Annotated in this window: 19 protein-coding genes and 2 pseudogenes; 4 read left to right on the top strand and 17 right to left on the bottom strand. The window is 41.7% G+C overall.

Going from position 1 to position 23,017, the window contains the following annotated elements; translation table 11 throughout:
* Positions 1-28: 28 nt before the first annotated feature.
* From V7K35_RS27475 to V7K35_RS27455, 5 genes are all read right to left on the bottom strand, one after another.
* Positions 29-1,231 carry an argininosuccinate synthase gene (locus tag V7K35_RS27475; RefSeq protein WP_334793530.1) on the bottom strand — a complete coding sequence of 401 codons (1,203 nt, stop codon included), beginning with the start codon at positions 1,229-1,231 and terminating at the stop codon, positions 29-31.
* A gap of 399 nt (positions 1,232-1,630) precedes the next feature.
* Positions 1,631-2,122, bottom strand: a complete 492-nt coding sequence (locus V7K35_RS27470) for a PEP-CTERM sorting domain-containing protein (protein WP_335083384.1) — start codon at positions 2,120-2,122, stop codon at positions 1,631-1,633.
* Between the two features lie 122 nt (positions 2,123-2,244).
* Complete coding sequence (locus V7K35_RS27465) at positions 2,245-4,194, bottom strand: alkaline phosphatase (RefSeq protein WP_335083382.1); 1,950 nt, start codon at positions 4,192-4,194, stop codon at positions 2,245-2,247.
* 201 nt (positions 4,195-4,395) lie between these two features.
* Positions 4,396-4,632 (bottom strand): hypothetical protein, encoded by a 237-nt coding sequence (locus V7K35_RS27460; RefSeq protein ID WP_334793533.1) that lies wholly within the window; start codon positions 4,630-4,632, stop codon positions 4,396-4,398.
* A gap of 151 nt (positions 4,633-4,783) precedes the next feature.
* Positions 4,784-5,719 (bottom strand): cation diffusion facilitator family transporter, encoded by a 936-nt coding sequence (locus tag V7K35_RS27455; protein ID WP_335083380.1) that lies wholly within the window; start codon positions 5,717-5,719, stop codon positions 4,784-4,786.
* A gap of 564 nt (positions 5,720-6,283) precedes the next feature.
* On the opposite strand from V7K35_RS27455, the gene V7K35_RS27450 reads away from it, so the two are divergent.
* The 3 genes from V7K35_RS27450 (at position 6,284) to V7K35_RS27440 (ending at position 8,209) form a co-directional block, all read left to right on the top strand.
* Positions 6,284-7,249, top strand: a complete 966-nt coding sequence (locus tag V7K35_RS27450) for a glycosyltransferase family 2 protein (protein WP_335083378.1) — start codon at positions 6,284-6,286, stop codon at positions 7,247-7,249.
* A 472-nt stretch (positions 7,250-7,721) separates the two neighbouring features.
* The gene (locus V7K35_RS27445; RefSeq protein WP_335083376.1) at positions 7,722-7,985 is read left to right on the top strand and encodes a hypothetical protein; all 264 of its coding nucleotides are present in this window, start codon (positions 7,722-7,724) and stop codon (positions 7,983-7,985) included.
* Positions 7,986-8,038: 53 nt separating this feature from the next.
* The gene (locus V7K35_RS27440) at positions 8,039-8,209 is read left to right on the top strand and encodes a hypothetical protein (RefSeq protein ID WP_335083374.1); all 171 of its coding nucleotides are present in this window, start codon (positions 8,039-8,041) and stop codon (positions 8,207-8,209) included.
* A 394-nt stretch (positions 8,210-8,603) separates the two neighbouring features.
* Here V7K35_RS27440 and V7K35_RS27435 read toward each other — a convergent pair whose 3' ends face one another.
* The 10 genes and pseudogenes from V7K35_RS27435 to V7K35_RS27390 all read right to left on the bottom strand — a co-directional run.
* A complete protein-coding gene (locus V7K35_RS27435; RefSeq protein WP_323202785.1) occupies positions 8,604-8,951 on the bottom strand; it encodes a hypothetical protein in 348 nt (115 codons plus the stop codon).
* A 265-nt stretch (positions 8,952-9,216) separates the two neighbouring features.
* Positions 9,217-11,691, bottom strand: coding sequence for an ATP-dependent DNA helicase RecG (gene recG, locus V7K35_RS27430; RefSeq protein ID WP_335083371.1), 2,475 nt, complete (start codon positions 11,689-11,691; stop codon positions 9,217-9,219).
* 257 nt (positions 11,692-11,948) lie between these two features.
* Positions 11,949-12,806: a hypothetical protein gene (locus V7K35_RS27425; RefSeq protein ID WP_335083369.1), complete on the bottom strand. Its 858-nt coding sequence runs from the start codon at positions 12,804-12,806 to the stop codon at positions 11,949-11,951.
* A gap of 265 nt (positions 12,807-13,071) precedes the next feature.
* Positions 13,072-14,016 (bottom strand): translation elongation factor Ts, encoded by a 945-nt coding sequence (tsf, locus tag V7K35_RS27420; protein ID WP_335083368.1) that lies wholly within the window; start codon positions 14,014-14,016, stop codon positions 13,072-13,074.
* A gap of 228 nt (positions 14,017-14,244) precedes the next feature.
* The gene (gene rpsB / locus V7K35_RS27415; protein WP_335083366.1) at positions 14,245-15,039 is read right to left on the bottom strand and encodes a 30S ribosomal protein S2; all 795 of its coding nucleotides are present in this window, start codon (positions 15,037-15,039) and stop codon (positions 14,245-14,247) included.
* 446 nt (positions 15,040-15,485) lie between these two features.
* Positions 15,486-15,653 (bottom strand): hypothetical protein, encoded by a 168-nt coding sequence (locus V7K35_RS27410; RefSeq protein ID WP_334793547.1) that lies wholly within the window; start codon positions 15,651-15,653, stop codon positions 15,486-15,488.
* Between the two features lie 337 nt (positions 15,654-15,990).
* Complete coding sequence (locus V7K35_RS27405; RefSeq protein ID WP_335083364.1) at positions 15,991-16,773, bottom strand: Uma2 family endonuclease; 783 nt, start codon at positions 16,771-16,773, stop codon at positions 15,991-15,993.
* 50 nt (positions 16,774-16,823) lie between these two features.
* Positions 16,824-17,411 (bottom strand): annotated as a pseudogene (locus V7K35_RS27400) (HAD hydrolase family protein); the annotation flags it as partial.
* Between the two features lie 86 nt (positions 17,412-17,497).
* Positions 17,498-19,072 (bottom strand): group II intron reverse transcriptase/maturase, encoded by a 1,575-nt coding sequence (locus V7K35_RS27395; RefSeq protein WP_335083362.1) that lies wholly within the window; start codon positions 19,070-19,072, stop codon positions 17,498-17,500.
* 554 nt (positions 19,073-19,626) lie between these two features.
* A pseudogene (locus V7K35_RS27390) lies at positions 19,627-19,836 on the bottom strand (HAD family hydrolase); the annotation flags it as partial.
* A gap of 105 nt (positions 19,837-19,941) precedes the next feature.
* Between V7K35_RS27390 and V7K35_RS27385 the strand changes: the two are divergent.
* Positions 19,942-20,763 (top strand): hypothetical protein, encoded by an 822-nt coding sequence (locus tag V7K35_RS27385; RefSeq protein ID WP_335083360.1) that lies wholly within the window; start codon positions 19,942-19,944, stop codon positions 20,761-20,763.
* Positions 20,764-20,903: 140 nt separating this feature from the next.
* Here V7K35_RS27385 and V7K35_RS27380 read toward each other — a convergent pair whose 3' ends face one another.
* Positions 20,904-21,614, bottom strand: coding sequence for a DevA family ABC transporter ATP-binding protein (locus tag V7K35_RS27380; protein ID WP_335083358.1), 711 nt, complete (start codon positions 21,612-21,614; stop codon positions 20,904-20,906).
* A gap of 124 nt (positions 21,615-21,738) precedes the next feature.
* A complete protein-coding gene (gene devC / locus V7K35_RS27375; protein ID WP_335083356.1) occupies positions 21,739-22,893 on the bottom strand; it encodes an ABC transporter permease DevC in 1,155 nt (384 codons plus the stop codon).
* Positions 22,894-23,017: the final 124 nt, after the last annotated feature.

Raw genomic sequence — 23,017 nt, 5'->3', positions numbered from 1 at the left:
CTAACTCCTAACCCCTAACTCCTAACCCCTAACCTCTAACTTGCTGCGACCAAATGCGAGTTGGTAGTCCCCAAACGTAGATAAAGCCTTCAGCAGCTTTGTGGTCAAATTGGTCTTCGGCTCCGTAGGTTGCTAAATCAGGAGTATAGAGGGAATTATCGCTCAAACGCCCAACTATCGTAGAGTTGCCCTTGAACAACTTGACTCGCACAGTTCCAGAGACTCGTTCTTGTGTCTTTTGAATAAAGGCATCCAGTGCAACTTTGAGTGGACTGTACCAGAGACCGTTATAAACAATTTGACTGTAAGTTTCTTCAATCCCACGTTTGTAATGGGTGACATCTGCCGTTAAAGTCAAGCTTTCTAAATCCCTATGTGCCTGAATTAGCACCAACATCGCGGGTGATTCGTAGATTTCCCGCGATTTAATCCCTACCAGACGGTTTTCAATCATGTCGATCCGTCCGATGCCGTGATTTCCTACAAGCTGATTGAGTTGTTCAATTAGCTCAACTGGTTGTTTAGCTATGCCGTTAAGGGTTGTGGGAATACCACCGTTGAAACCAATTTCGATGTACTCTGGCTCATTGGGAGTGTGAGCGATCGCTTTGGTCATCTCATAAATTTCTTCTGGTGGCTCAAATGACGGATCTTCGAGACTACCCGCTTCAATACTACGACCGAGCAAATTTTTGTCAATGCTGTAGGGAGAGGATTTTTTGACTGGTGAGGGGATACCAAACTTTTCCCCATAGGCGATCGTTTCTTCACGGCTCATTCCCCATTCTCTGGCTGGTGCGAGGATCTTTAGGTTGGGGTTGAGGGCGGTAACAGAGACATCAAAGCGAACCTGATCGTTACCCTTGCCGGTGCAACCGTGAGCGATCGCATCAGCACCATATTTTTCGGCTGTATCTACTAATACCTTGGCAATTAGTGGACGGGCAAGGGCAGTTCCTAGAGGATAACGATTTTCATAGAGGGCGTTGGCTTGAATCGCTCCAAAGGCGTAATCTTTAATGAACCTGTCTTTGACATCCGCCACTAGGGATTCACTTGCACCGGATTTAAGAGCTTTTTCTCGAATTGGCTCTAATTCATCTCCCTGACCTAAATCTGCCGCTAGGGTAATCACCTCTTCCACACCCCACTCCTTTTTGAGGTAGGGGATGCAAACTGAGGTATCGACTCCGCCAGAATATGCCAGGACAACCTTTTTGGCGCGACCCATTAATTTCTCCAGTTAGGAAAACAAACAATGAGTCATTATTATATCTAAACTAATCCATGTATATTTTATTTATGCAACAACCTATAGGCAGATTGTCAGCAAACTCAGACAGAAGAATCTGCGTAGGTTAATTTGTGGTTAACTCTAATCGAAGTTTGCAAATAGAGCGATCGCTTATATATCGATACAGCAGATCGACTAGATGAAATACAGCATCTGTGCCTGAAAGCTAGATATAACTTTACTTTAAAAATATTAATTTTTATAATACTAAATAATTGATGTATTATATATTACATCTTTTATAAATGTAAGAAATTAGTAATAGGGTAGAATTATCCACCCTGTTTTAAATGGATGCAAATTAACTGCCTAACACTTTATTCTTGATAACTTGGTTCAAGCTTTTGTGCTTGATGACCTAGAAGATAGTTGCTTTTTGGCAAATAATACACCCAGTCCTAACACAGATAACCCAAGGGTAAAATTTGGCTCAGGAACGCTGGTGTAACTGATAATCTGAACATCATTTAGATCAATAAAATTACCACTGTAAACTTCAAAAGTGCCCGGTGTAAATTGCAACCCTAATCCCTGTCCTTCAAGAATTTTTCCCGAAGAGTCGGTTAAAACTAATGCTAATGGATCATTTGCTTCAGTATAGGACTGGCCATTGTAGGTAGCAAAAATCTTTAACCCTTCTGAAGTCGTTATTTGTTGGTCAGCAGCAGCTGCCTGGTCAAACGAAAAAGCGCCTATGAGAGTTTTATTAGTGTTAGAGAAATGATAAGTGAGTTGTGCAGCCTGGACGGGCATAATTTCTCCGGCTGCAAAAATCAAAGCAGTTCCCATCGTTACAGGTGCTAATTTCTTGAAGATGGAGTGAGTCATTTTTTTACTTGATAGAGAACAGGTACAAAAAGACTGAAATAGTTTTATGAGAGAGACGTGTAATACACGTCTCTGCAACACCAAGCTTTTCAATCAGTGTTCAATGAAGCAGTGGATTAAATTCACTGACTCGTCAGCGCAGTTTTCATTGCCTTAAAGATATGGCTCTGATCAAGTACTCCTCGGACACCGGGCGCACTGTAAGTAGTATTAGAGCTATCTTTGAACTTAACTTCTTTTCCCAGGTATTTAGTCAGAACTGATGCATAAGCACCTTGGTAGTAAACAGGTACAATCCTTCGGCTGTGACTACCCCAGAGGTACTTATAATTCGGATCAGATCCCCAAAAGTGACCAGCATCTTTAGAATTGTGCTTGTTGAAAGTGATGTCCTTGGCGTTATACTTCAAGCCCTTAGACTGATTTGGGTCAGGATTAGGAGTCAGCTTTGATACAAAGTCATTATTCAGAGTTAAATAGTGGTCATGGTCAGCAGTAACGAGTAGCAGGTTCTTGCTCCAACCACCATGATTGTTGATCCAGGTAATAACCTCTTGAACTGCTTTGTCAAAATCATTCGTAGTACCAATCAGGTTATCCATGTTGTTGTCATGAGCACCCCAATCGATATCACCTCCCTCAATCATTAGCCAGAAGCCATCTTTGTCCTTACCTAAAACTTTAAGAGCAGCTTTGCTCAGATCAGCCAAAGTTGGATTTTCGTTAATCTCTTTGGCAATAAAGCTAGCATCGGTTTCATTGGCAGCCAGAGGACGCACAGTATCAGGTGCAGGAGCATTGGGAGCAATCGGGTTGCCTGCTGCATCAATGACAGGAACACAGTCCCCAGCAGTACCAGGAATGATTTGACCTGATGGACAGGGAGTTACAGTTTTAACAACAGAGCTATAGAGTGTGAAATTACCCAGACCTGTGGTGCTGTAGTCACCTTTAGAGGAACTGGTAGGAATATTGCCATCTTGTCCACGGGCACCGTATAGACCAAATAATTTACCTCCTTTATTTGGGTCGATTTCGGCTGCCTTGTCTAACAGTGCCTTAGTTGCATTCGGTCCACGTTCCAAAAAGTTATAGCCATAACGATTGGATGTAGGGTTAGCCTTCAAATACTCGTAGGTGTCTTGTGTAATATACGTGTAGTTAAAAACTGGTCCTGTATTGGTTGTATTGTTAAAGTCCAAGGGATGACCACCACCCAACAAAACATTGGGCTGAGAGTTTAGCAATGTTTGCTGCAAAATGCTGTCTTGGTTGGTCTTGGTGGGGTCATAAATACTGTCGTACTTGCTACGACGATTGACGAAAGAGGCAGCAGCACCAGGCGTTGCATGGCTAACAGGTACAGATGTTACCAGACCTGTAGACTTACCTTTTTCTTTGGCAATTTCCAGGATGGTTTTCAACCTCTTCTCGTAAATGTCTACTCCCATCGCGTTGTTATAGCTCTTTACGCCTGTATAAAGAGTGGTAGCGGTGTTAGCAGAGTCAGGATAACTGTGCTTGATGTACTCTTTGTCGTATCCACCAGAAGTAGCAGGAGTTAAAGGAATCCAGGGAACGGGGCCTCCTTTATTTGTTTCATAACCTGTCAAGTTACCAGGTGAAAGGCTATTACCATCAGCGCGATCGCCAGGATTAAAAGGAGTAGGCTGGAATGAGAAGTTTGGACGAACAGGACTTGCAGCTGTAAGTGGATTAGACCCATCTAAGCCAGAGTTACCTGTGAGGTGGGGTTGATTTATTGGTTTAGCTGGTGTATTGCCCTGAATCGTTGTGCCATAAGTGGTCACTAATCCATATCCAGTCAAATTTTGAAAGCTCAGACCAGAGCCTTTCCCACTAGTATAAAAAGGAGCGCCTTTAGCAAGGGCTGCGGCCCGTGCCATGTTCCAACCCATGCCATCGCCAATCATGATAATCACGTTAATTCCATTACCAGCGGCCATAGTCGGCTGAAAAACAGAATTACCGAACATCAGCAAAACGGTACATAAAAAGCCAGCCATAGTCAAAGCTAGGAAGCGTCTGTACTTTCCTAAAAATGAAATCATTGCAGTATGCCTTCAGATTGATTGAGCAATTAGTAGCTGTTAATACTCAGGACTTTCGCAAAAATTCCCAAAAAGCTTAATTTATCGTAGACACGTAGTGGCTTGCCGCAGGCTACCGCCAACTCTAAGAGACACTACGCTTGCTTCGCCGTAGGGGTACGCAGAGCGTCTCCTAGAGAAGAATTCGTACATGCGTAAGTTCTAATACTGATAAAAATTGGGTTCAAGATGATTATTCTCGAAGTTTGAGTGGGTAGCACTCACATCTGGTTGAGTAGAAGTTGTGACATGACTCTGGTTAGAGGCAGTAGCTGGTTGTTGAATCAATGTTCCTAAAAACAGCAGGATTGCCACAACTAAACCAGATATGAACCAAGCCAATGCACGTTTGTATTGTTTCATTACCGAAACTATTTTTGATTTTTGAATTAAAGTCATGATTAGCAAACCTCCTAGTAAATAAGTTGTGCTTATTAGACAATAGCTATGCTTTGACAATTAAAAAAAACGTCGATAAGCATCATGTTTAAATCTGAATTATAAGGAAGCACAAAAACTGATTTGTTTAATATATGTTTTAGCCATTGCTTCAAGATGAATGTGTTTTATTTACCGATAACATTAAAGCTATATCTTGGTTGAAAAAAGGATGAATGGATATTTTGGAAGGAAGTTTACAGCTAGTTAGCTGCAAAATTACTTCAGTAATCTTAAAAGTTTTTTTTAGATGATTTTGTAATTTATTGAGTAAGCGATCGCGTTCTTGGGGTGTTGTACATTTAACTGTCAAATCAGCGCAAAGTATTACCTGATTTAAGCTAATTGCCCAGATATGAAGTTTTTCTACTTGATCAACATCAGGAAAAGATTTGAGAGATATTTCTACTTCATCTGGATCAATTGATTCTGGTGCATACTCCAAAAAAATTTTCAGGCTTTCTTGAACTAAGGGGAAAGCACTTAAAGCAGTAAAAGTTGCAACTACTAAACTAATAATGACATCTGCCCACCACCAATCCCAAAGATGAACTGCTAAAGCAGCTATAATAACGCCAACAGAACTAGCAGTATCAGCGATGACATGAAGCAAAGCCCCCCGGAGGTTTAAGTCGTGATGAGTGTGGGGATGAAGCAAAGTAATGTTGAGTAAATTGACTATTAAACCTAATACTGCAATTCCTAACATTGGTAAGCCCAAAATTGTTGTTGGATTTTGCCAGCGCCCAATAGCTTCCCAAGTAATAAAACTAGCGATCGCCAGCAAACCTAATCCATTCAACAAAGCTGCTAAAACTTCGATTCGTTGATGTCCGAATGTTGCCTGGCTCTTAGCTGGTTGCCGTGCTAAGAAACTTGCAAATAGTGATATTAGCAAGGCTGTAATATCGGAGAACATATGTCCGGCATCTGCTTGTAGAGATAAACTTTTACTCCACAAACCTACACTCCACTCAGCAACGAAAAAACAAACCAGTAAACCTAATGTTATCCATAATATTTTGTCTTTTTGCCGATTTATAACCACTTTCTTAAAAGTATTTTCGCATCTACATTCATCCCATCGAAGTGAAAGCATTACCCAAAAAACCCTTTAAATATACATTATTATTCTGAAAATATTCACCTCAAGATTTGTGATGAGTCGGTTTTTAATTTAGAATGCTACATTTTTACAAATTATCCTCAAATAGGCTGTAATTAAATATTTTGGTTTTCTAGAAAACTCTTGATTTATAAACAATACTTTAGATTAAATCTTAATAAAATGTGTTTTTTAGTCTTAAAATGCTTTTCAAATTAAAATCGGAGTCATCGATATATTTCTGGAAATTACTCATTAACTTTTTATTCTAGAGATACATAGTATTAAATGCAATGATTTATGAACACTAGAATATATTTAAGAGTATATAAAATTTATCCTGATTAATTTAAGGAATGGTAATGTTTACGTTAAATGACAGTCCATATTATATTTATTTACACCCATCCACTTATGTATTAGTTAACTAATAATTAACTCTTACTGTTTTCGTGACCAGAATCAGGTAAGGAACAGTGTCAGCGCTCCATCTGTCCTATCCTGGAGATGAGTAGTGTTGTGGGTGAGAGTGTGTTTTTCAGCGTTGTGATACCAACTTATAATCGCCAACCGATTTTAGAAAAGTGCCTCCGTGCTTTGGAGGCGCAGGAGTTGAGTAAGCCAAGTACAGTTTCTGGTTACGAGATTGTCTTGGTGGATGATGGTTCTACTGATGGCACATTGGTGTGGTTGACAGAACACAAAGAGGAATTTCCTCATGTACGATGGTTTCAGCAAGACCATGCTGGCCCAGCGGCGGCTCGGAATTTGGGGGTAGAACAGGCGCTGGGAGATACAATTATCTTTATTGATAGTGATTTAGTAGTGCTGGATAATTTCTTGCAAGCTCACGCGGATGCACTAATGCAGGGACAAGAGAAATTGAGGAGCGATCGCTTTTTCACTTACGGTGCAGTTATTAATACTTGCAATTTCCACAACCCAACGGCTGAACCCTACAAAGTTACAGATTTTTCAGCAGCTTTTTTTGCTACGGGAAATGTAGCAATACCCAAACATTGGCTAGAGAAAGCCGGACTTTTTGATACTAGTTTTCAACTCTATGGCTGGGAAGATTTAGAACTAGGCGTGCGGCTGAAAAAACTAGGTTTGACACTAATTAAATGTCCAGAAGCCGTTGGATATCACTGGCATCCACCATTTAAATTAGAGCAAATTCCCCGATTGATTGACCAAGAAATTCAACGCGGACGTATGGGAGTTTTGTTTTATCAAAAACATCCCACATGGGAAGTGCGAATGATGATCCAAATGACTTGGCTGCATCGCTTACTTTGGGGAATTTTGTCCCTCAATGGTGCGTTAAATGAACGGACAATGGCTCCATTGTTGCAATGGTTAATTAATTTAGGTAAACCTCAACTGGCTTTAGAAATTGCCCGAATTTTTCTTAACTGGTACAACGTGAAAGGTGTTTATCAAGCCTATGCCGAAATGCAGCAAGCATCGTGATTTAAAAGTGAGGAGTGCAGAGCTAGGTCTAATACCATTTCCAAAAAACTTTGCAACAGATGAATCGGTTGTAGGGGCGTATTGGGGTTCAGCCGGGATACGCGCAAATTGGCGTCACAAATTTTTTACGTAGATATAAATTCTAAACCTGATACAAGCTAGCGATTTTGTATTGAGATAAGCCGATAAATCAAAATTCCCCACAGCGATCGCTACAGGGAATCAAAGGGTTATGTGGTTTGTGCCGAGGGCGTGGTTAGTCGTCAACTTCAGAATTATTCATCAACTCGCGTAGGCGTCGTATGTTCTCAGGTTTTACGGTTAAGAGTGTGGGTTCACTCGCACTGTTCTCTAGCAGTTGCCGCAAGTCATCCTCAGCTATGCATTAGATCCCTTAGTGTTCATATAGCTTGACGTAGAATTTTATATAAGTTGTTACCGATAATGTTGGATATAGTTAAATGTAATAAATATGGACTTCAATCAGATAGAGAAAGTTTTTGATATTGCTTCTAAATTGATCCAAAGCTCTGAAGAAAATCCTAAATTAACGGTTTATCATTTGATTTATGATAACGCAAGTCTTGGTCATGTTGAGTTAGAGCAAACTTTGGTGTTATTAAAAGAGAGTGATTTAATTTCATTTATAGCTAAAGTTTTTAATGACGTAGAACCAATTTATTTGACTCATAAAGGTTTACAGAAATATCTACAATTAAGGCAAGCTAGAGAGTAATAAAATTAATTCCTTCAAGAGCGATCGCACCTTGTTCGCCGTATGCCTGTTTAGTGCCTAGGAATTTAGAACAGTTGCAGAGATATTTAGAAGTGTCTGACGATCAGGTATTGAGAGCGACGGCGGCGTTGTCGATGTTGTCACCTATGGCTAATAATCGTCTAGAATTACAAACTGACATGGGATTAAAAGCGCTTACAGTAGAGCATTCAATTTCAGATTAGCCCACTCAAAAGCGATCGCACAATTTAGGGAAACTATTTCTTGGGACAGGGAGCTATTGGTCTACTTTTGGACTGTACAGCCTTTATTAGAGATAAAAATCTGGAATTATAAATAGTGCCTACTAAATACTTGTAGTGATTTGACAAAGTACTAATAAGTTTATAAAGATTTTTATGAATATTTTGAAGAATATTATTGCTGTCCTAGCCGCTATAACTCCCTTATGGGCGATTATTACACCCTGATTTTATTCCTGTAGCTGTAAGCGTATCGCCTATGGGTGTACGTTATTTGCTGCAAACATCTAAGGATAAAGAGGATACTAAATAACTTAAGTTTGACCGTACGTACTTTTACACGCTACCTGCGGTCGTTAACTCTTACCATCGCATCTCAAGAATTATTTCTGATCAACTGCAACAATATTGACTCAAGACTTTGTAATGCAGCGTTTGTGGTGCGCTGATGTTCTTCAAAATTACGTTGATGTTGTTCATGGCTATCACGTAATTCAAGTAACACATCATCCAAAATCGCACTACGACCCAAAACACGGTCAACGTTACTGGTTAGCTCTCTCATTTCTTGGCTTAATTCATCCAGTTGCGCCTGTGTGTTAGCTTGTCTAATGGTTAAATTGTCTAATTGTTCTTGTGTACTAGTTTGTCTTTCAGCCAACCCCAAGATTATTTGTTCAATACGGTCTATTCGGTTAGGGAAATATTCGGGTGTATCAGTCATTTTCCTTGTGTTAAACTCCTACAATTTTACTTTCTCCTTTGATTCAATATCCTCAAACACCGATAAATATTGTTTTTAGGGCGGCGTGATAGTTAAATTATTTTATCGCTAGCACTACAAACCTGATACAGATAACGCGATTTTCTACTGAGATAACCCCACTAAATCACAATTGCCCAAAGCGATCGCTACAGGGAATCAAAGGGTTATGCGGGTTAGGGGATGGTTAAGGCGGGTTAGTCCTCTACTTCAGAATTATTATATATTATGTCAAAATTGCCCCACCCATCAATTTCTCATACCGATACTTCAACTCTTCTTTCATCAAATGCCAAGGCTCTAGGGTTGCATCCATCTCTATAATTTTCTCAGCTGATTGTCGTGCTAAAAGCAAAACTTCTTCATCTTCAACCAAGCTGGCTAACGTAAAATCTGGCACCCCAGATTGACGAGTTCCCAGTACTTGCCCTGGGCCACGAAAACGCATATCCATTTCAGATATGAAAAAGCCATCCTGGGATTGTTCCAACACCTTCAACCGTTGTTGAGCATCAGGACTCCTAGAACTGCTCATCAACAGACAGTAGGACTGAGCCGCGCCCCGACCGACACGCCCCCGCAGTTGGTGCAGTTGTGATAAGCCAAATCGCTCTGCATTTTCAATGAGCATTACTGTAGCATTAGGTACGTCTACACCAACCTCAACAACGGTAGTAGAAACCAAAATTTGCGTTTGGTTATCGCGGAATTTGGTAATCGCTTCATCCTTATCGGCTGAACTCATGCGACCGTGTAGCAGCCCTACTTGAAAATCAGGAAAAACGCTTTCTTGTAACTTTTGATGCTCCTCCACAGCCGATCGCAAATCCAGTTTTTCTGATTCTTCCACTAACGGCAAAACCACATAAACTTGTCTACCTTGGGCAATTTCTCGGCGGATGAGGTCGTAAGCATGGTTGCGTTGCTGACCTGACAATACTGTTGTCTGAATTTTTTGTCGTCCTGGCGGTAACTCATCAATTTGGCTCACATCCAAATCCCCGTGTATCGTCAGTGCTAAGGTTCGGGGAATCGGGGTAGCTGTCATAGTTAGCACGTGGGGTTGCTCACCTTTTTGCTGTAAACGCGCCCGTTGTTCTACCCCAAAACGATGCTGCTCATCTATCACCACTAATCCCAGTTGATGGAAGTTTACGGGGTCTTGAATTAAGGCATGGGTTCCCACTAACAGAGGTAATTCACCAGTTCCTAATTGAGAATGTATTTGTCTTCGTTTAGCAGTTTTAGTAGAACCTGTCAGTAATTCCACTGGTAAATGCAGCAGGTTAAACCAGCTAACTAACTTGCGATAATGTTGTTCTGCCAAAACTTCTGTGGGAGCCATCAGCGCCGCTTGGTAGCCAGATTGAATTGCTGCCAGGATAGCTAATACGGCGACGACTGTTTTACCAGAACCGACATCGCCTTGCACCAAACGATTCATTGGTACAGGTTTCTGCAAATCATTGAGAATGTCGTTGAGGACTCGTTGCTGTGCGCCAGTGAGTTGAAAAGGCAGTATTTCGTGGAATTTCTCTACAAGTTGACCGCGTGGGACAAGGATGGCGCTGGTTTGAATCGCCCTTGCTTGCTGTTGACGTTGCAGTAAACCAAGTTGCAGGTAGAAAAATTCATCAAAAACTAGGCGACGACGGGCAACTTGTAGGGCGGCGCTATCACTGGGAAAATGAATGTTAGCGATCGCATCTTTCAATTCCATCAAACCATACTTTTGTCGCAAACCACTAGGTAAAGGGTCTTTCAGATGAGCCGCAGCTGGCAAAGCAGCAATTACTGCTTGTCGGACTGTATTCGCCACCACACCTTCAGTCAATCCATAAATTGGCACCACGCGCCCAATATTTAGCGACTCAATCGAATCTCCTGGATTTGCCAAAACCTCTAGTTCTGGATTATCCAATGTCAAGCCGTATTTACTTTCTTTTACCAACCCACACGCCGCCAAAATACTACCTACTGAATAACGACGTTTTAAACTTTCTTGCCAAGCGCGACTGCTAAAGCGTGTACCTGCATAAAAACGACCAATTTTGATTTGACCGCTGTTATCTTTGACAATCAGTTCTAAAATTGATAATTTCTGATTTTTAGGGCTAGTAAAGCAGTTGCAACGCTTCACAGTAGCCACTATTGTCACCGTCTCACCCGCCTGTAATTCGCGGATATTCACCTGACGCGCATAATCAATATGGTCACGAGGATAGTAGAAAAGCAAATCGCGGACAGTATATAACCCAAGCCGTGCCAAATTATCAGCTTTTTTGAAGCCTATTTCTGGTAAATCACTGAGTTTTTGCTCAATTTTTGGGGCAAGCCTCTGACTCACCTCAGCAACAATTGGAGATTTTGGATTTTGGATTTTTTTCCCCTGCTTCCCTGCTCCTCTGCTCCTCTGCTCCCCCTGCTCCCCCTGCTCTAGTTGGGAAAGATACCTGCGAGTATCTGCTACTAAGTGTTGTCTTTCTTCCAGTGCTAGATGTGGATAACTAGCAAATTGCACTGCTAGTCCTTGCCAACGGCGGCGTTCAGTTTGGGGCAAGCCTGTTGGGAATTTCCCCAAAGTCAGGCTAAGAAATTCACTGAAGCGGTACTGTCTGCCCACCAAGTCTGTAAAGCCATGTTCGGCTTCTATTGCCAAGGCTTTGTGCAATCGGATCCAATCTGGTTTTTCATTAGTCATTGGTCAGCAGAGTGAGGAGTCAGGAATAAATTACTCATAACTCATAATTCATAATTCTTGAAGAAGAATTCAGAATTCAGGAGTCAGAATCAATCAGTCAGGGATTCAGACCGCGCAGGAATTGAAGACCACCAAAAATTCTAGTTTTGTGGGGGTGCAAAAACGCCGATTATTCATCCGCTCTTATCATCAGAAAACATTGCTGAATTCTGACGACTGACGCCTCTATTCTGTTCGATAATTCATAACTCATAACTTTATTCAAACCAACTAGCACGCCATGCAGCTTCAGCTTCAGCGATCGCTTTTTCTCGATGTTTTTTTTGATACTCTCGTCCTAGCTTGTTGATCTGAACTAAAATACTGCGGATTTGCCTGCGCTCAGAGGAGAGTGTCACATCAGCAAATTCAATTTCCCCTAGCCGCAGATTAATAGCCATGATTTGCGCCAGTTCAGAATCTTCTGACTGCTGCTCATTTTCAATTTCAATTACTAAGTTTAATAAGTTGGGTGGCCCTGGCATAACCTCGGCAGACGCTTCTGATGCCGCCGCCGCCGCCGCTAAAATCGGTTCTGGTAATTTCTTGGGTAATACTCCAGCTTTTTGTAATAAAAGATTAGCATCATGCGAAAGTTTTTTCAGTATCTCTTGCGTGACCTCTTCTAAGTTCTGTTGCCATTTTGCCAGTTCTATAGGATTAGAGGTGTCGAGGGTGAGAGGCTCAGGAGTAGATGTGCCTAGCATCACAGGAGATGAGGATGTTCCTTCCCCATTTTGCCCATCTCCCTCATCTGTTCCATCTGTTCCATCTGTTCCATCTTTCCCTACTTTCTCACTTTTAATACAAGTGAGTAATTGCTCAGATGCCACTTGACCCAACTTGCGGATGGCTTGTTGCAATTGTTGGCGCTGATTCAATGATAAATGCAGAAAATTTTCGGGATAGCCTTGGGTACAAAGGTGGTAACTCGCTAGAATCAACTGTTTTCGTACAGCTAGCCCTAAGGTGTTTAGATAACTAGCATAAGCGCTTTGTAGTTCTGTTGCGATCGCCTGAATCGCTTCTTTCAATGCTGCAATATCTCGTTCAATTCGCTCGATTGCTCTTGCCATATCTTTTCGTTCTTGCCCATGTGAACTCTTACATAGTACAAATGTACGAATTTATTGGAGGATAACTTTCCAGAGGATTTTAGATTTTAAATTAAATGCGATATTTCGCGTCTCTAATAATAAAATACAGGTCAGGCAATTTGCTTGACCTGTTCTTGAATAAGTTAGGAGTTAAGAATTATGAGTGACGAATTAGGAAGCTAACTTCCTATTAACTCCTAACTTCTGTACAGACGCGATTAATCGCGTCTCTCCTAACTAATTATTACTTGCTGCCAATTTGTGCAGCGACTTCATCAGCAAAGCTAATTTCTTGCTTCTCAATGCCTTCGCCGAGTATATAGCGGACAAAGCGAGTCACTTGAATTTCTTCGCCTAATTGTGCCTTCGCTTGCTTCAAGAGGTCTTCCACGGAAATACTCTGATCGCGAATGTAAGGCTGATCGAGCAAAGCCAATTCTTTCAAGCGTTTTTCAATCCGTCCCTGAACAATCTTTTCTTTGATGTTATCTGGCTTGTTCGCCAAATCATCCTTACCCATTTCAATGTTTTTTTCCTTTTGGGCAATTTCGCTAGGGATTTGGTCTACGCTCACATACTCGACATTTGGACAAGCCGCAACTTGCATAGCAGTGTTCCGTGCCAAGGTTTGGAACTCTTGATTAGTAGCCGCTGACTCCGTTTTAGAACCCAACTCTACCAATACACCAACTCGACCGCCAGTGTGAATATAGCTGTCTACTATCCCTTGCGTGCCTTCTGCTAATGCAAAATTATTAAAGCGACGCACTTGGATGTTTTCACCGAGCGTGGCAATAGTTTGCTTGATGAATTCTTCTACAGTCGCACTTTCATTATCAATATAGGGTTGAGCTAACAAAGACTCAACACTATTAGCAGTCGCTGCTTGCTTTGCTAGGTTCTTAACTAAAGCTTTAAAAGCCTCGTTACGAGCAACAAAGTCGGTTTGGCAGTTGACTTCTATGAGTACACCCACTCTACCTCCGGTCTGAATGTAAGTGTCTACTAGACCTTCTGCCGCAACGCGATCGCTTTTTTTCCCCGCCGTAGAGATGCCCTTTTTCCGTAGCCAGTCTACCGCTTCATCTATGTTGCCATCAGTCTCTTTCAGCGCATTTTTGCAGTCCATCATGCCGGCACCAGTTTTTTGGCGTAGCTCTTGGACGAGTTTTGCAGATATTTCCGCCATGTTGCCTCAATTCCTAACTTGACCTCGATTTGTAATCGCTCACGGGTGTTGAGTATTTCTATCTTACTCAGGGCTGGGGGAGAAAAAATAATCAAGTACAAAGGTATGAGGCATGAGTTTTTTGCCTCCACCTTTGCCTATGATTTGCCGCAGGCTAGGGCAGGGCGGCTTGCTGCTATTGTGCAATCCACCGCCCTCCCTTGTCCACTTACTTTACCCCTGCTTTACTTATTCCTCTGGTTCCTCGTCGGGAATTACGGCGTCAGTATATTCGCTTTCTTCGTAGTCTTCGTCATACTCACCACCTTCGTAATCTTCGTAATCCTCTTCAGCATCCAGCTGACCATGACGACCTTCATAAATGGCATCCGCCAGTTTTCCGACTATCAGCTTAATTGACCTGATAGCATCGTCGTTTGCTGGGATGGGGATATCTACTACATCTGGGTCACAGTTTGTATCCAGCATGGACACAATCGGAATATTCAGCTTTTGGCATTCTTGAACTGCGTTATATTCCCGCCGTTGGTCTACAATTACCACGATATCGGGGACTTTCCGCATTGTTTTAATGCCGCCCAAGTATTTCTGAAGCTTCGTCATTTCCCGACGTAGCATTGATGCTTCTTTTTTGGGTAATAAATCTAGTGCGCCAGTTTCCTCACGGCGTTCTAAATCTTTCAGACGGTCTACTCGTGTTTTGATGGTTGCCCAATTAGTCAACATTCCGCCCAACCAGCGTTGGTTAATGTAGTGGGAACCACAACGGCTGGCCTCTTGGGCAATAATTCCAGCCGCTTGGCGCTTAGTGCCAACAAAAAGAAATTTTTTCCCTTGTTCAGCGTGCGATCGCATATAGTTATAAGCATTATCCATCAACTGGGCAGTCTGCACCAAGTCGATAATATGTACACCATTGCGGGAAGTGTAAATGTAAGGAGACATTTTTGGGTTCCAACGCCGGGTCTGATGCCCAAAGTGAACCCCTGACTCCATCATCTGAGCCAATGAAACTACTGGCATATATTTTCTAACTCCGATTCGGGTTAAACCTCCATCCAAGCGTATTTCCCAACCGGGAAACACCCGAATTCTCAGATGTGCGAGATTAGTTAACCATACTAGGTTAGCACATTCGGAAGAGTTGTAGTTTGGTAAGGGCGAGAAAATAGCGCTGCCCACTCAACAATAGGGAAGCGCTATGCTTGTAGTGATAGTGATAAAAATCTTGCTGTTTTAAACGCCTTCAACAGCGATCGCTACCCTTTTTTAGTAATAAATACTCAGTAAAAAAGCTGAACTTACGCGTTTTAAGCCAGGGGAGCTACACCCTAGTACATGGCGTCAGTTTGCCTACCTTTAAAGAAGGGATTTTGTCCCAAATCTTGTTAATTGAGATGGTAGCTGTATTTACGCCGTGATGTACTAGTGTTTAACTGACTAGTTTTAAACTACCCCAAAAGACCTATCTACTCGCGGTCTTCTTGATCCTTCGGTTTGGGTTTTTGTCGCCGTTGTTCGATCTGCTCGTCGATAGTTTCTCTCATTTTTCGTTCAGCACTGTCCATCGCAAAATACTTAAAGCGGTTGATTACGCTACTGAACAAGTTGCCAAAGAATCTTTCAATTTCTTGCATAATTTAGTACCACAGTATTTAAAGGTAAATTCTTGACTCTACCATTGGTCTTGGACTTTCTAGTGGAAGTTGGAAATAAAACGCTAACCTCTTGCGAATGATTTTATAAACCAGTCTTTTAAATAAAATCACTACTGTTGAGACTTCCGAGATTGAAACGCGGTGGATACCCATCTATTCTATTCTGTCTAAGGTAATAAATGTGGCAAAAATATAGGTAACAAATTGTCTACTTGTTTGTAACAATTTTTCAATTTAACGGTCACTCATTAGTGTCTTTGGTGCGATGTCTAGGATGGGCGTAGTTACATCAATTTCTAGAATTACACCTTGCATGTTACTCAATAGTATCGGGGTCTATATTGAGCGATCGCAACCTTGCCTTTAACTGTTCTATTTGCAACTCTGCCTGTTCTGCTCGTTGGCGTTCTTGTTCTGCTCGTTGGCGTTCCTGTTCTGCTCGTTGGCGTTCCTGTTCTGCTCGTTGACGTTCTTGTTCCACTAATTCTTCTGCTTGCTGTCTTGCTAAAATTTCTTGCCTTAAAGCCTCTACCAGTTCATCAGGGATCAGTAATTTTTCCCCCGTATCCTCAAGGTAAAACCCAATTAGCCTTTCCTCAACCACCAAGCGCAGTTGTAACGGTTCACTGCGTCCATCTTGTATAGGTTCGTAGATTTCTCCCCGCAGGCGATAGCCACGTAGCTGTTGTTCCACCCACTCGCCTTTAGGGTCAAATAGCCAGTATTCCTTGACACCTAACTGCTCATAGAGGGTCTTTTTGAAGATTTCATCTTGTCCCTTAGTACCAAAAGATGTCATTTCAAAAATAACTGTGGGTACTTGACCCTCTTCCCAGATTTTATAGTTGTCTCGACCGCCAGGTGCAACATCAAAAATTACCATCACATCTGGGGCTACCCGCAACTTGGGCAAGCCTTGTGCATAATAAAGAAATTGATTTCCCAATACTGTTGCCTGACGAGATGCCAGATACTGTTTCAGTACTTCCAAAGTAGTTAGCAAGGCATAAAGGTGGTCGTAGGTTTCTGCCACTGGTTGACCATCAGCACTGGGATAGAAGATTTCTGATTCGATACCAACTCTTAGAGTAGCCGTCATGGTTATAAAATCAGTGCTACGAGATTATTGTAGAGCAAGTCTGGCTCTGCCTAAGTTGAGATGTGTAAGCTTTTCAAAATATAACTAGATAATTCACAAAATCCTTCCCCTTCGGCAGCGTTAGTAATATAAGCAGGGTGATATTTCAACTGATTCAGATATTCCAGCACATTTGCCACGCCTACAGAAACAGGAAAATAACGCCGATCAAATAAACTTTCATCATTGGGGCTATCGCCAACAGTGACAATTTGCTCTGGCGAGTATTGGGGCAAATATTCGCGCAACACCTGCAACAATCCTACAGCTTTATCTTGCCCTTGGGGTTTAATGTGACACTGCACGTTGCTATAGGTAAATCCCCAACCCATTTGTTCACAGAGATTGTCTATGGTTTGTAGTTCGTCTTGACTCAAACCAGCTACATCAAAAGTCCAGTCGGTGATGCGAAAGCGATTATCAGCAGATTCTTGGATTTGGGGAAATTTAGTTTGTAAATTCTCAAAAGTCGTAGCCAAGTGCTGGCGATGTTTAACTAAATCAGGAATGGGTGTTAAGACTACTGGTTTCTGGTTTCCAGGTGGAAAGTACAAACCGCCATTTTCTGCCATACCACCTGCTACTGGCATAATCGCACTGGTTGAGTCGATGGGGAGTATTATCTCCCGCACCTCTCAGTTAGATCCGGACATGCCCATTTCTGTGCATCCGGCTCCCGATGTTCTCAGCTTGCGCTTTTGCTCATGTGTTTGTAATCGTGGCAGCTCTCATGAATTGCTTTGAGATTATTTTTCTTCCAGTTGGCGTGGTTTCCGTCGATGTGATGCAGGTGAACCTGCTCCTCATCGATGAACTTTAAGCCGCAGGAAGCACATCTATGGTTTTGCTTCTTAAGAGCTTTAGAGGTTTCGCCGTCGTAGAGCTTGCTGTTACGTTCGCTCCAATAGGCTATATCTCCGTCATAGGGGGATTTTGTTCCTTTAACCATGACGTGTTTATTTTCGGAGTAAGGAACCTTTGGGAATGCCTTTTTTGTTAGCTCCTGGCATGAGTGACGGTTTTGCTTGGTTTCCTTGTTGAATACCTTGAAAGCTCTATGATTGGTGTGCCATAAGGAAAACTTTGACCCATCCATCTTGCAGAACTTATGGTAATTTCTCCACCCTCTAACTATCGGGGCTAATTTCTCAGCCTTTGTGGTAGCGCCATAATTCGAGTTGTTGACGATGTGTTTTACTTTCTTGCGAAAAGCTTTGAAGTTATCCACTGAGGGAGTGCTTCTAAACTTTCCATCGCTCTGCACTTTGAAGTTCCATCCAAGGAAATCAAACCCATCTGTCGTGGCGGTAACTTTGGTTTTCTTTTGGCTTACATTCATTCCGCGTTTGCGGAGGAACTCGCTGATTCTTTCAAGTATCTCTGTTGCATCATCTTCGGGTCGGAGTATAATAACCATGTCATCCGCGTATCGGATTGATGGTTCAGTAATATCACTAGATAAGGTTTTATCAGTGATTCTCTGTCTGTGATTCATGTGGTATCTGTGTATACTCTCAATCCCATTGAGTGCAATATTTGCTAATAAGGGGCTGACCACTCCCCCTTGTGGGGTTCCTTGTTCAGGAAATTCTGGGTTAACTCCTGCCTTGAGGCATCGGAAGATACCGAGTTTTAAGCCTTTGGGGGCGATGAGTTCATCCATTATTACTGAGTGGTTAATCCTGTCGAAGCACTTTTCAATATCGAGTTCGATTACTCGTTTTTCTATTCCGTTGCAGGAAGAACGTAGGTTATTGTAAATGTACCTTTGAGCATCATGGGCAGAGCGCCCAGTTCTGAACCCGTAACTCCTGGCGTGGAAAGTGGCTTCGTGTGCTGGTTCGAGTGCATATTTTGCAAGGCATTGCCAAGCTCTATCCGCTATGGTTGGTATTTTAAGCATTCTGGTAGTCCCGTCCTTCTTAGGTATAGGGATTTCCCGTAATCCTTGATGTTTCCAATTTCCACTATTTACTTTGAGTAGTTCTTCAAGGTTGAAGCGTTCTTCAAATGAGAGGGATTTCTTACCATCAATACCAGCCGTCTTTTTACCAGCGTTTAGCTGAGATACTTGTCTTATTGCAAGAAATCGAGCCGAGGTGGATTTTAGAATAAGCTTTTGGAGTGACCTAGCTTTCTGCTTGTCTCCAACTTGAACAGCTTTATACACGCGCTTTTGAAGGCGGAATAGATTTCGGCGGAATTTCTTCCACGGTAGGGCTACCCAAGATTCACTAGTTTTGTAACTGTGTCTAATCATTTTCTCTTCTCTGGTTAGTGTATTCTGAACACCTCGAACCAATTACGGTTCGTCCTACCCGAATTGTGGGGATTCCACCACTCGTCTGGTCTACTTGGGGTTCGACTCCCCCTTGACCCACAACTCGTTTTTATTCGTTCCTTCAGAGAGATTGTTATGTTCCGTTAGGTGTAGCCAATTCAACCATCAGATTCCCTGGACTCTTGCCGCTATTGGACTAAAGAATGCGGCGGGAATTGTCTCTGATAAAGTCGGGGTTTTTGAATTGTGCCCCGCTTGCGAGTAGGTTGCTTTTCTAGGCTCAGTTTCACCGTAGGAGCTTCCTATTAGCGCCAGTGTTATCCCACAACGGATATCTGATTGCGCCCTGTTCCCAGCTTCGACCTCCCGAAACCGAGTCGGGTCATCGTGGGCAGATAAGGGTTCACATTGAGTCTAATGGACAGGGTTTTCACCTGTATATCTCTGAAAGTTCAATCATTTCTATTTCTAGATTTGATTGGAGTAGTTATGACCGGACTGGATACCGGAATTCGCTACTCAACGAATCGCACCAATCCACTCACCCACCCAGCAGAACGTCCTGTGACAATCAGCACCTTAATGTCAGCTGCCGCTAAATCCTCTAAAGCTTGCAGCAGTGCGGGAGTAAATTTTCCTCGTATAGTCAGGGTGCCATCCATATCTGTGGCTATCAGACGAATATTGCTAAAGCTTGTAGATGAAACCTCAGACAGGGTAGGGAGGCTCAAATGTCTGGACATATGCAGTTTGTAAAAGGTTGTAAAAAATATTAATGATACAGCAAGATGGCATTGAAGATTTGGGCATCCTAAACATCAGGAGTCAAGTTTTTCAGTTTCCCAACCATGTCCACTTCGATGTTTCTTGCCCAATCCTCCGGGACAAAGATTAAAAAGGCATCCCAGGAAGTGCCAGCAAGTAATCCTCAAATACCACCATTATTGTTGGTAACTTCAGGAGGACTGGCTTTAGCGGTGATTGCTTTAATTGTGTATAGTAAGTTCCAGATGAATAAGCTGGAGAAAAAACTTAAGTTTGAACAATTCCGCTCGCGAGAATTGGAGAAAAAATTTAAGCTGGCGCTGGAAACAATTCGTAAAATGGAAACTAATCCCGATTTGGTCAACTCACGGGACTTTAACCTGGATTATCTGCGAATGCGGATGTCAGAGGAGGTGTTTCATTTTGCAATCCTTAATCAAGTGAAGATTCAGATTAAAGATAAAGTTTCTCAAGCCCTGCGTCCAAATCAAGCACAAGTTGGATCAGTCGGAATTGCTAATAGCGCTGGACGGCAAGTAGATGAAATTTTTGATGTTGAGTATGAGACTGGTAGTCCAGGGAACTCTGCCAAGCGAGTTCTATTTCGCATTCAAATCCGGTTAATGAAGTTACCGACGCAAGCAAGTTCTGCTACTATTAGTCAAATTATTGACTGTATAGAAACTTATTTAAGCCCCATAGAAGACGAAGATAGCTGGCAACCAACAATTCAAGGTCGGATTGCTACCATGCATTGGGATCAAAAGGCTAAACCTACGCCTCTACTGGTGCTAGAGCAATCGAATGAAGGCGTGAATGTGACTTTTCGGACTAATCGCCAACCAAATGCCCCAACTTTGCCAAAGCCACTTGGAATGAAAAAATCAGGCTCGGTTAGACAATAAATTATGGCTGTCATTAGTCATTTGTCCTTTTTCCTTTGTAGATACAAATGACCAATGACAAAAAATGACCCTTACGAGTAAATAGGCAATATTTATTTGCGTCACAACTTAGTTATCAGTTGTGATTTATTACTTCCAAATCATAACCCAATAGTTGCATTGGGGGAATTACGGGTTAAAAGACCATCTTCCATTTCTACGATGCGATCGGCTATGTCTAAAATGCGGTTGTCGTGTGTCACTAATAAGATAGTAGTTCCCTGATTTTTGGCAAGACTCTGCATTATTTCCACGACATCGCGTCCTGATTGTTTGTCTAATGCAGCTGTTGGTTCGTCTGCTAGCACCAGTGGAGGACGATTTACCAAGGCGCGGGCGATCGCAATTCTTTGTTTTTGTCCACCAGAAAGATTGTCTGGGTAGTAATCAACTTGTTTTTCTAAACCAACAGACCCCAGCATGGCTTTTGATTTAGCTACTGCTTCTGTTTTAGAAATATTCTTATTCAATTCTACCGCCATTTGCACATTTTGCTTCGCAGTCAAGAACCCTAGCAAATTGTGAGCTTGGAAAATATAACCAATGCTGCGTCGCATCTGCACCAGTTTGTTTTGACTGACGCCAACGAGTTCTTCACCTAAAAATTTCAAACTTCCCTCTTGTACAGATCGCAAACCACCAATTAAGCTCAGTAATGTTGTTTTACCTGAACCCGATGGCCCAGTCATAATTACAATTTCACCAGAATCAATTTCTAGGTTAATGTCAAATAATATTTGTTTTTTAAGTGCGCCTCTGCCATAGTAATGATTGAGGTTTTTAATGGCAATAATAGGTTCTTTTTGGGTCATGATTCTGTTAGCTATAAATTAGGTTTTTTAAAATAAAACTGTAGTAGTTTCTGAAAAAACTTTTCTTAACTATTAATTTTAATCCATCAATCCTAACAATATCTTTTGCTTAATATTTAATTAATTAAAAGATATCTGCTGGATCGGCAGAACGTAATTTTCGGACTGCGATCGCACCAGAGATAATACACATAAGCATTGTCAAAATCAACACCATTACCGCCCGATCAAAACTCATAAAAACTGGTAAAAGTGTCGCATCTCTGGCAGCTTTATACATAAATAAAGCAAAAATAATTCCAGGGAAATATCCAAAAACTGCTAATAACAAAGCCTCTTGAAGAATGACTGTCAATAAATAGTTTTGTGTATAACCTATTGCCTTGAGAGTAGCATACTCAGCTAAGTGGTCTGCAACTTCTGTATAAAGGATTTGATAAACAATTACAGTCCCTACAATGAAACCCATGACAGTCCCTAATGTGAAAATAAAGCCAATAGCTGTACTATTTGCCCAATAATTCCGCTCGAAATCAATAAATTCTTGCTTAGTTAAAACATTTACCTCATTAGGTAAATATTTTTGTAGTTGTTGGACGACAACTTTAACATCTGCTCCCGGTTTTAATCTAATTAACCCAATATCAATTAATCCGGGTTGACGATTGTTGAATATTCGCAGAAAGTTAATATCACTTGTAATTAAATTTCCATCTGCACCAAATGATGCACCTAATGTAAATAGTCCTCCTACTTTAATTCGCCGCCTTCGTACTTCTGCTATTACAGTTTTTCCTTGCTCATAATTAGCAGCGATTGGCCCATACTCCACTCTAGAAGAACGGTCAAATAAAACTACATCAGGCAGTTTAAGTTTATCTAAATTCTCCTGAACTCCAGGTAAGTTAACTAGGTTGTTCTCTGGGTTCATTCCAAAGATAAGGATACTACGAGGACGGCCTGTTACAGGATTTTTCCAAACTGTATAGTCTAAATATATAGGATGTACTGATTGTACTGCGGGTAAATCTAAAGCTTTATATAACCGCCGTTGAGAAAAGCTCCTCATTGCCAGAACAGCACTGGATTGACTATTAATTAAAACAATATCGCCCTGCAAGCTGCTATGAAATCGAACGTTACTATAATACAAAGCGTCCCGGAAACCGAGTTGCATAAACATCAAAATATCAGCAAAGGCAATTCCTGCCAAAGCCACAGCTAGGCGAGTTTTTTCTCTTGTCAGTTGTAGCCACGACAGAGGTATTTTTTGATTCATGTTATAGGCATCCAAGCACAGTTATCAATTACAGTAGTATTTAGAACTAATTCAATTTTTGATTGAGGGAGAAATCTAAAATCTAAAATTGGCAGAGTCAGGAGTAAAATAGTCTTTATATCTC

It is taken from the genome of Nostoc sp., assembly GCF_036917275.1.
Lineage (GTDB): Bacteria > Cyanobacteriota > Cyanobacteriia > Cyanobacteriales > Nostocaceae > Nostoc.
The sequence above is the reverse complement of the archived record's forward strand: the minus strand, read 5'-3'. Positions and strand labels throughout refer to the sequence as shown.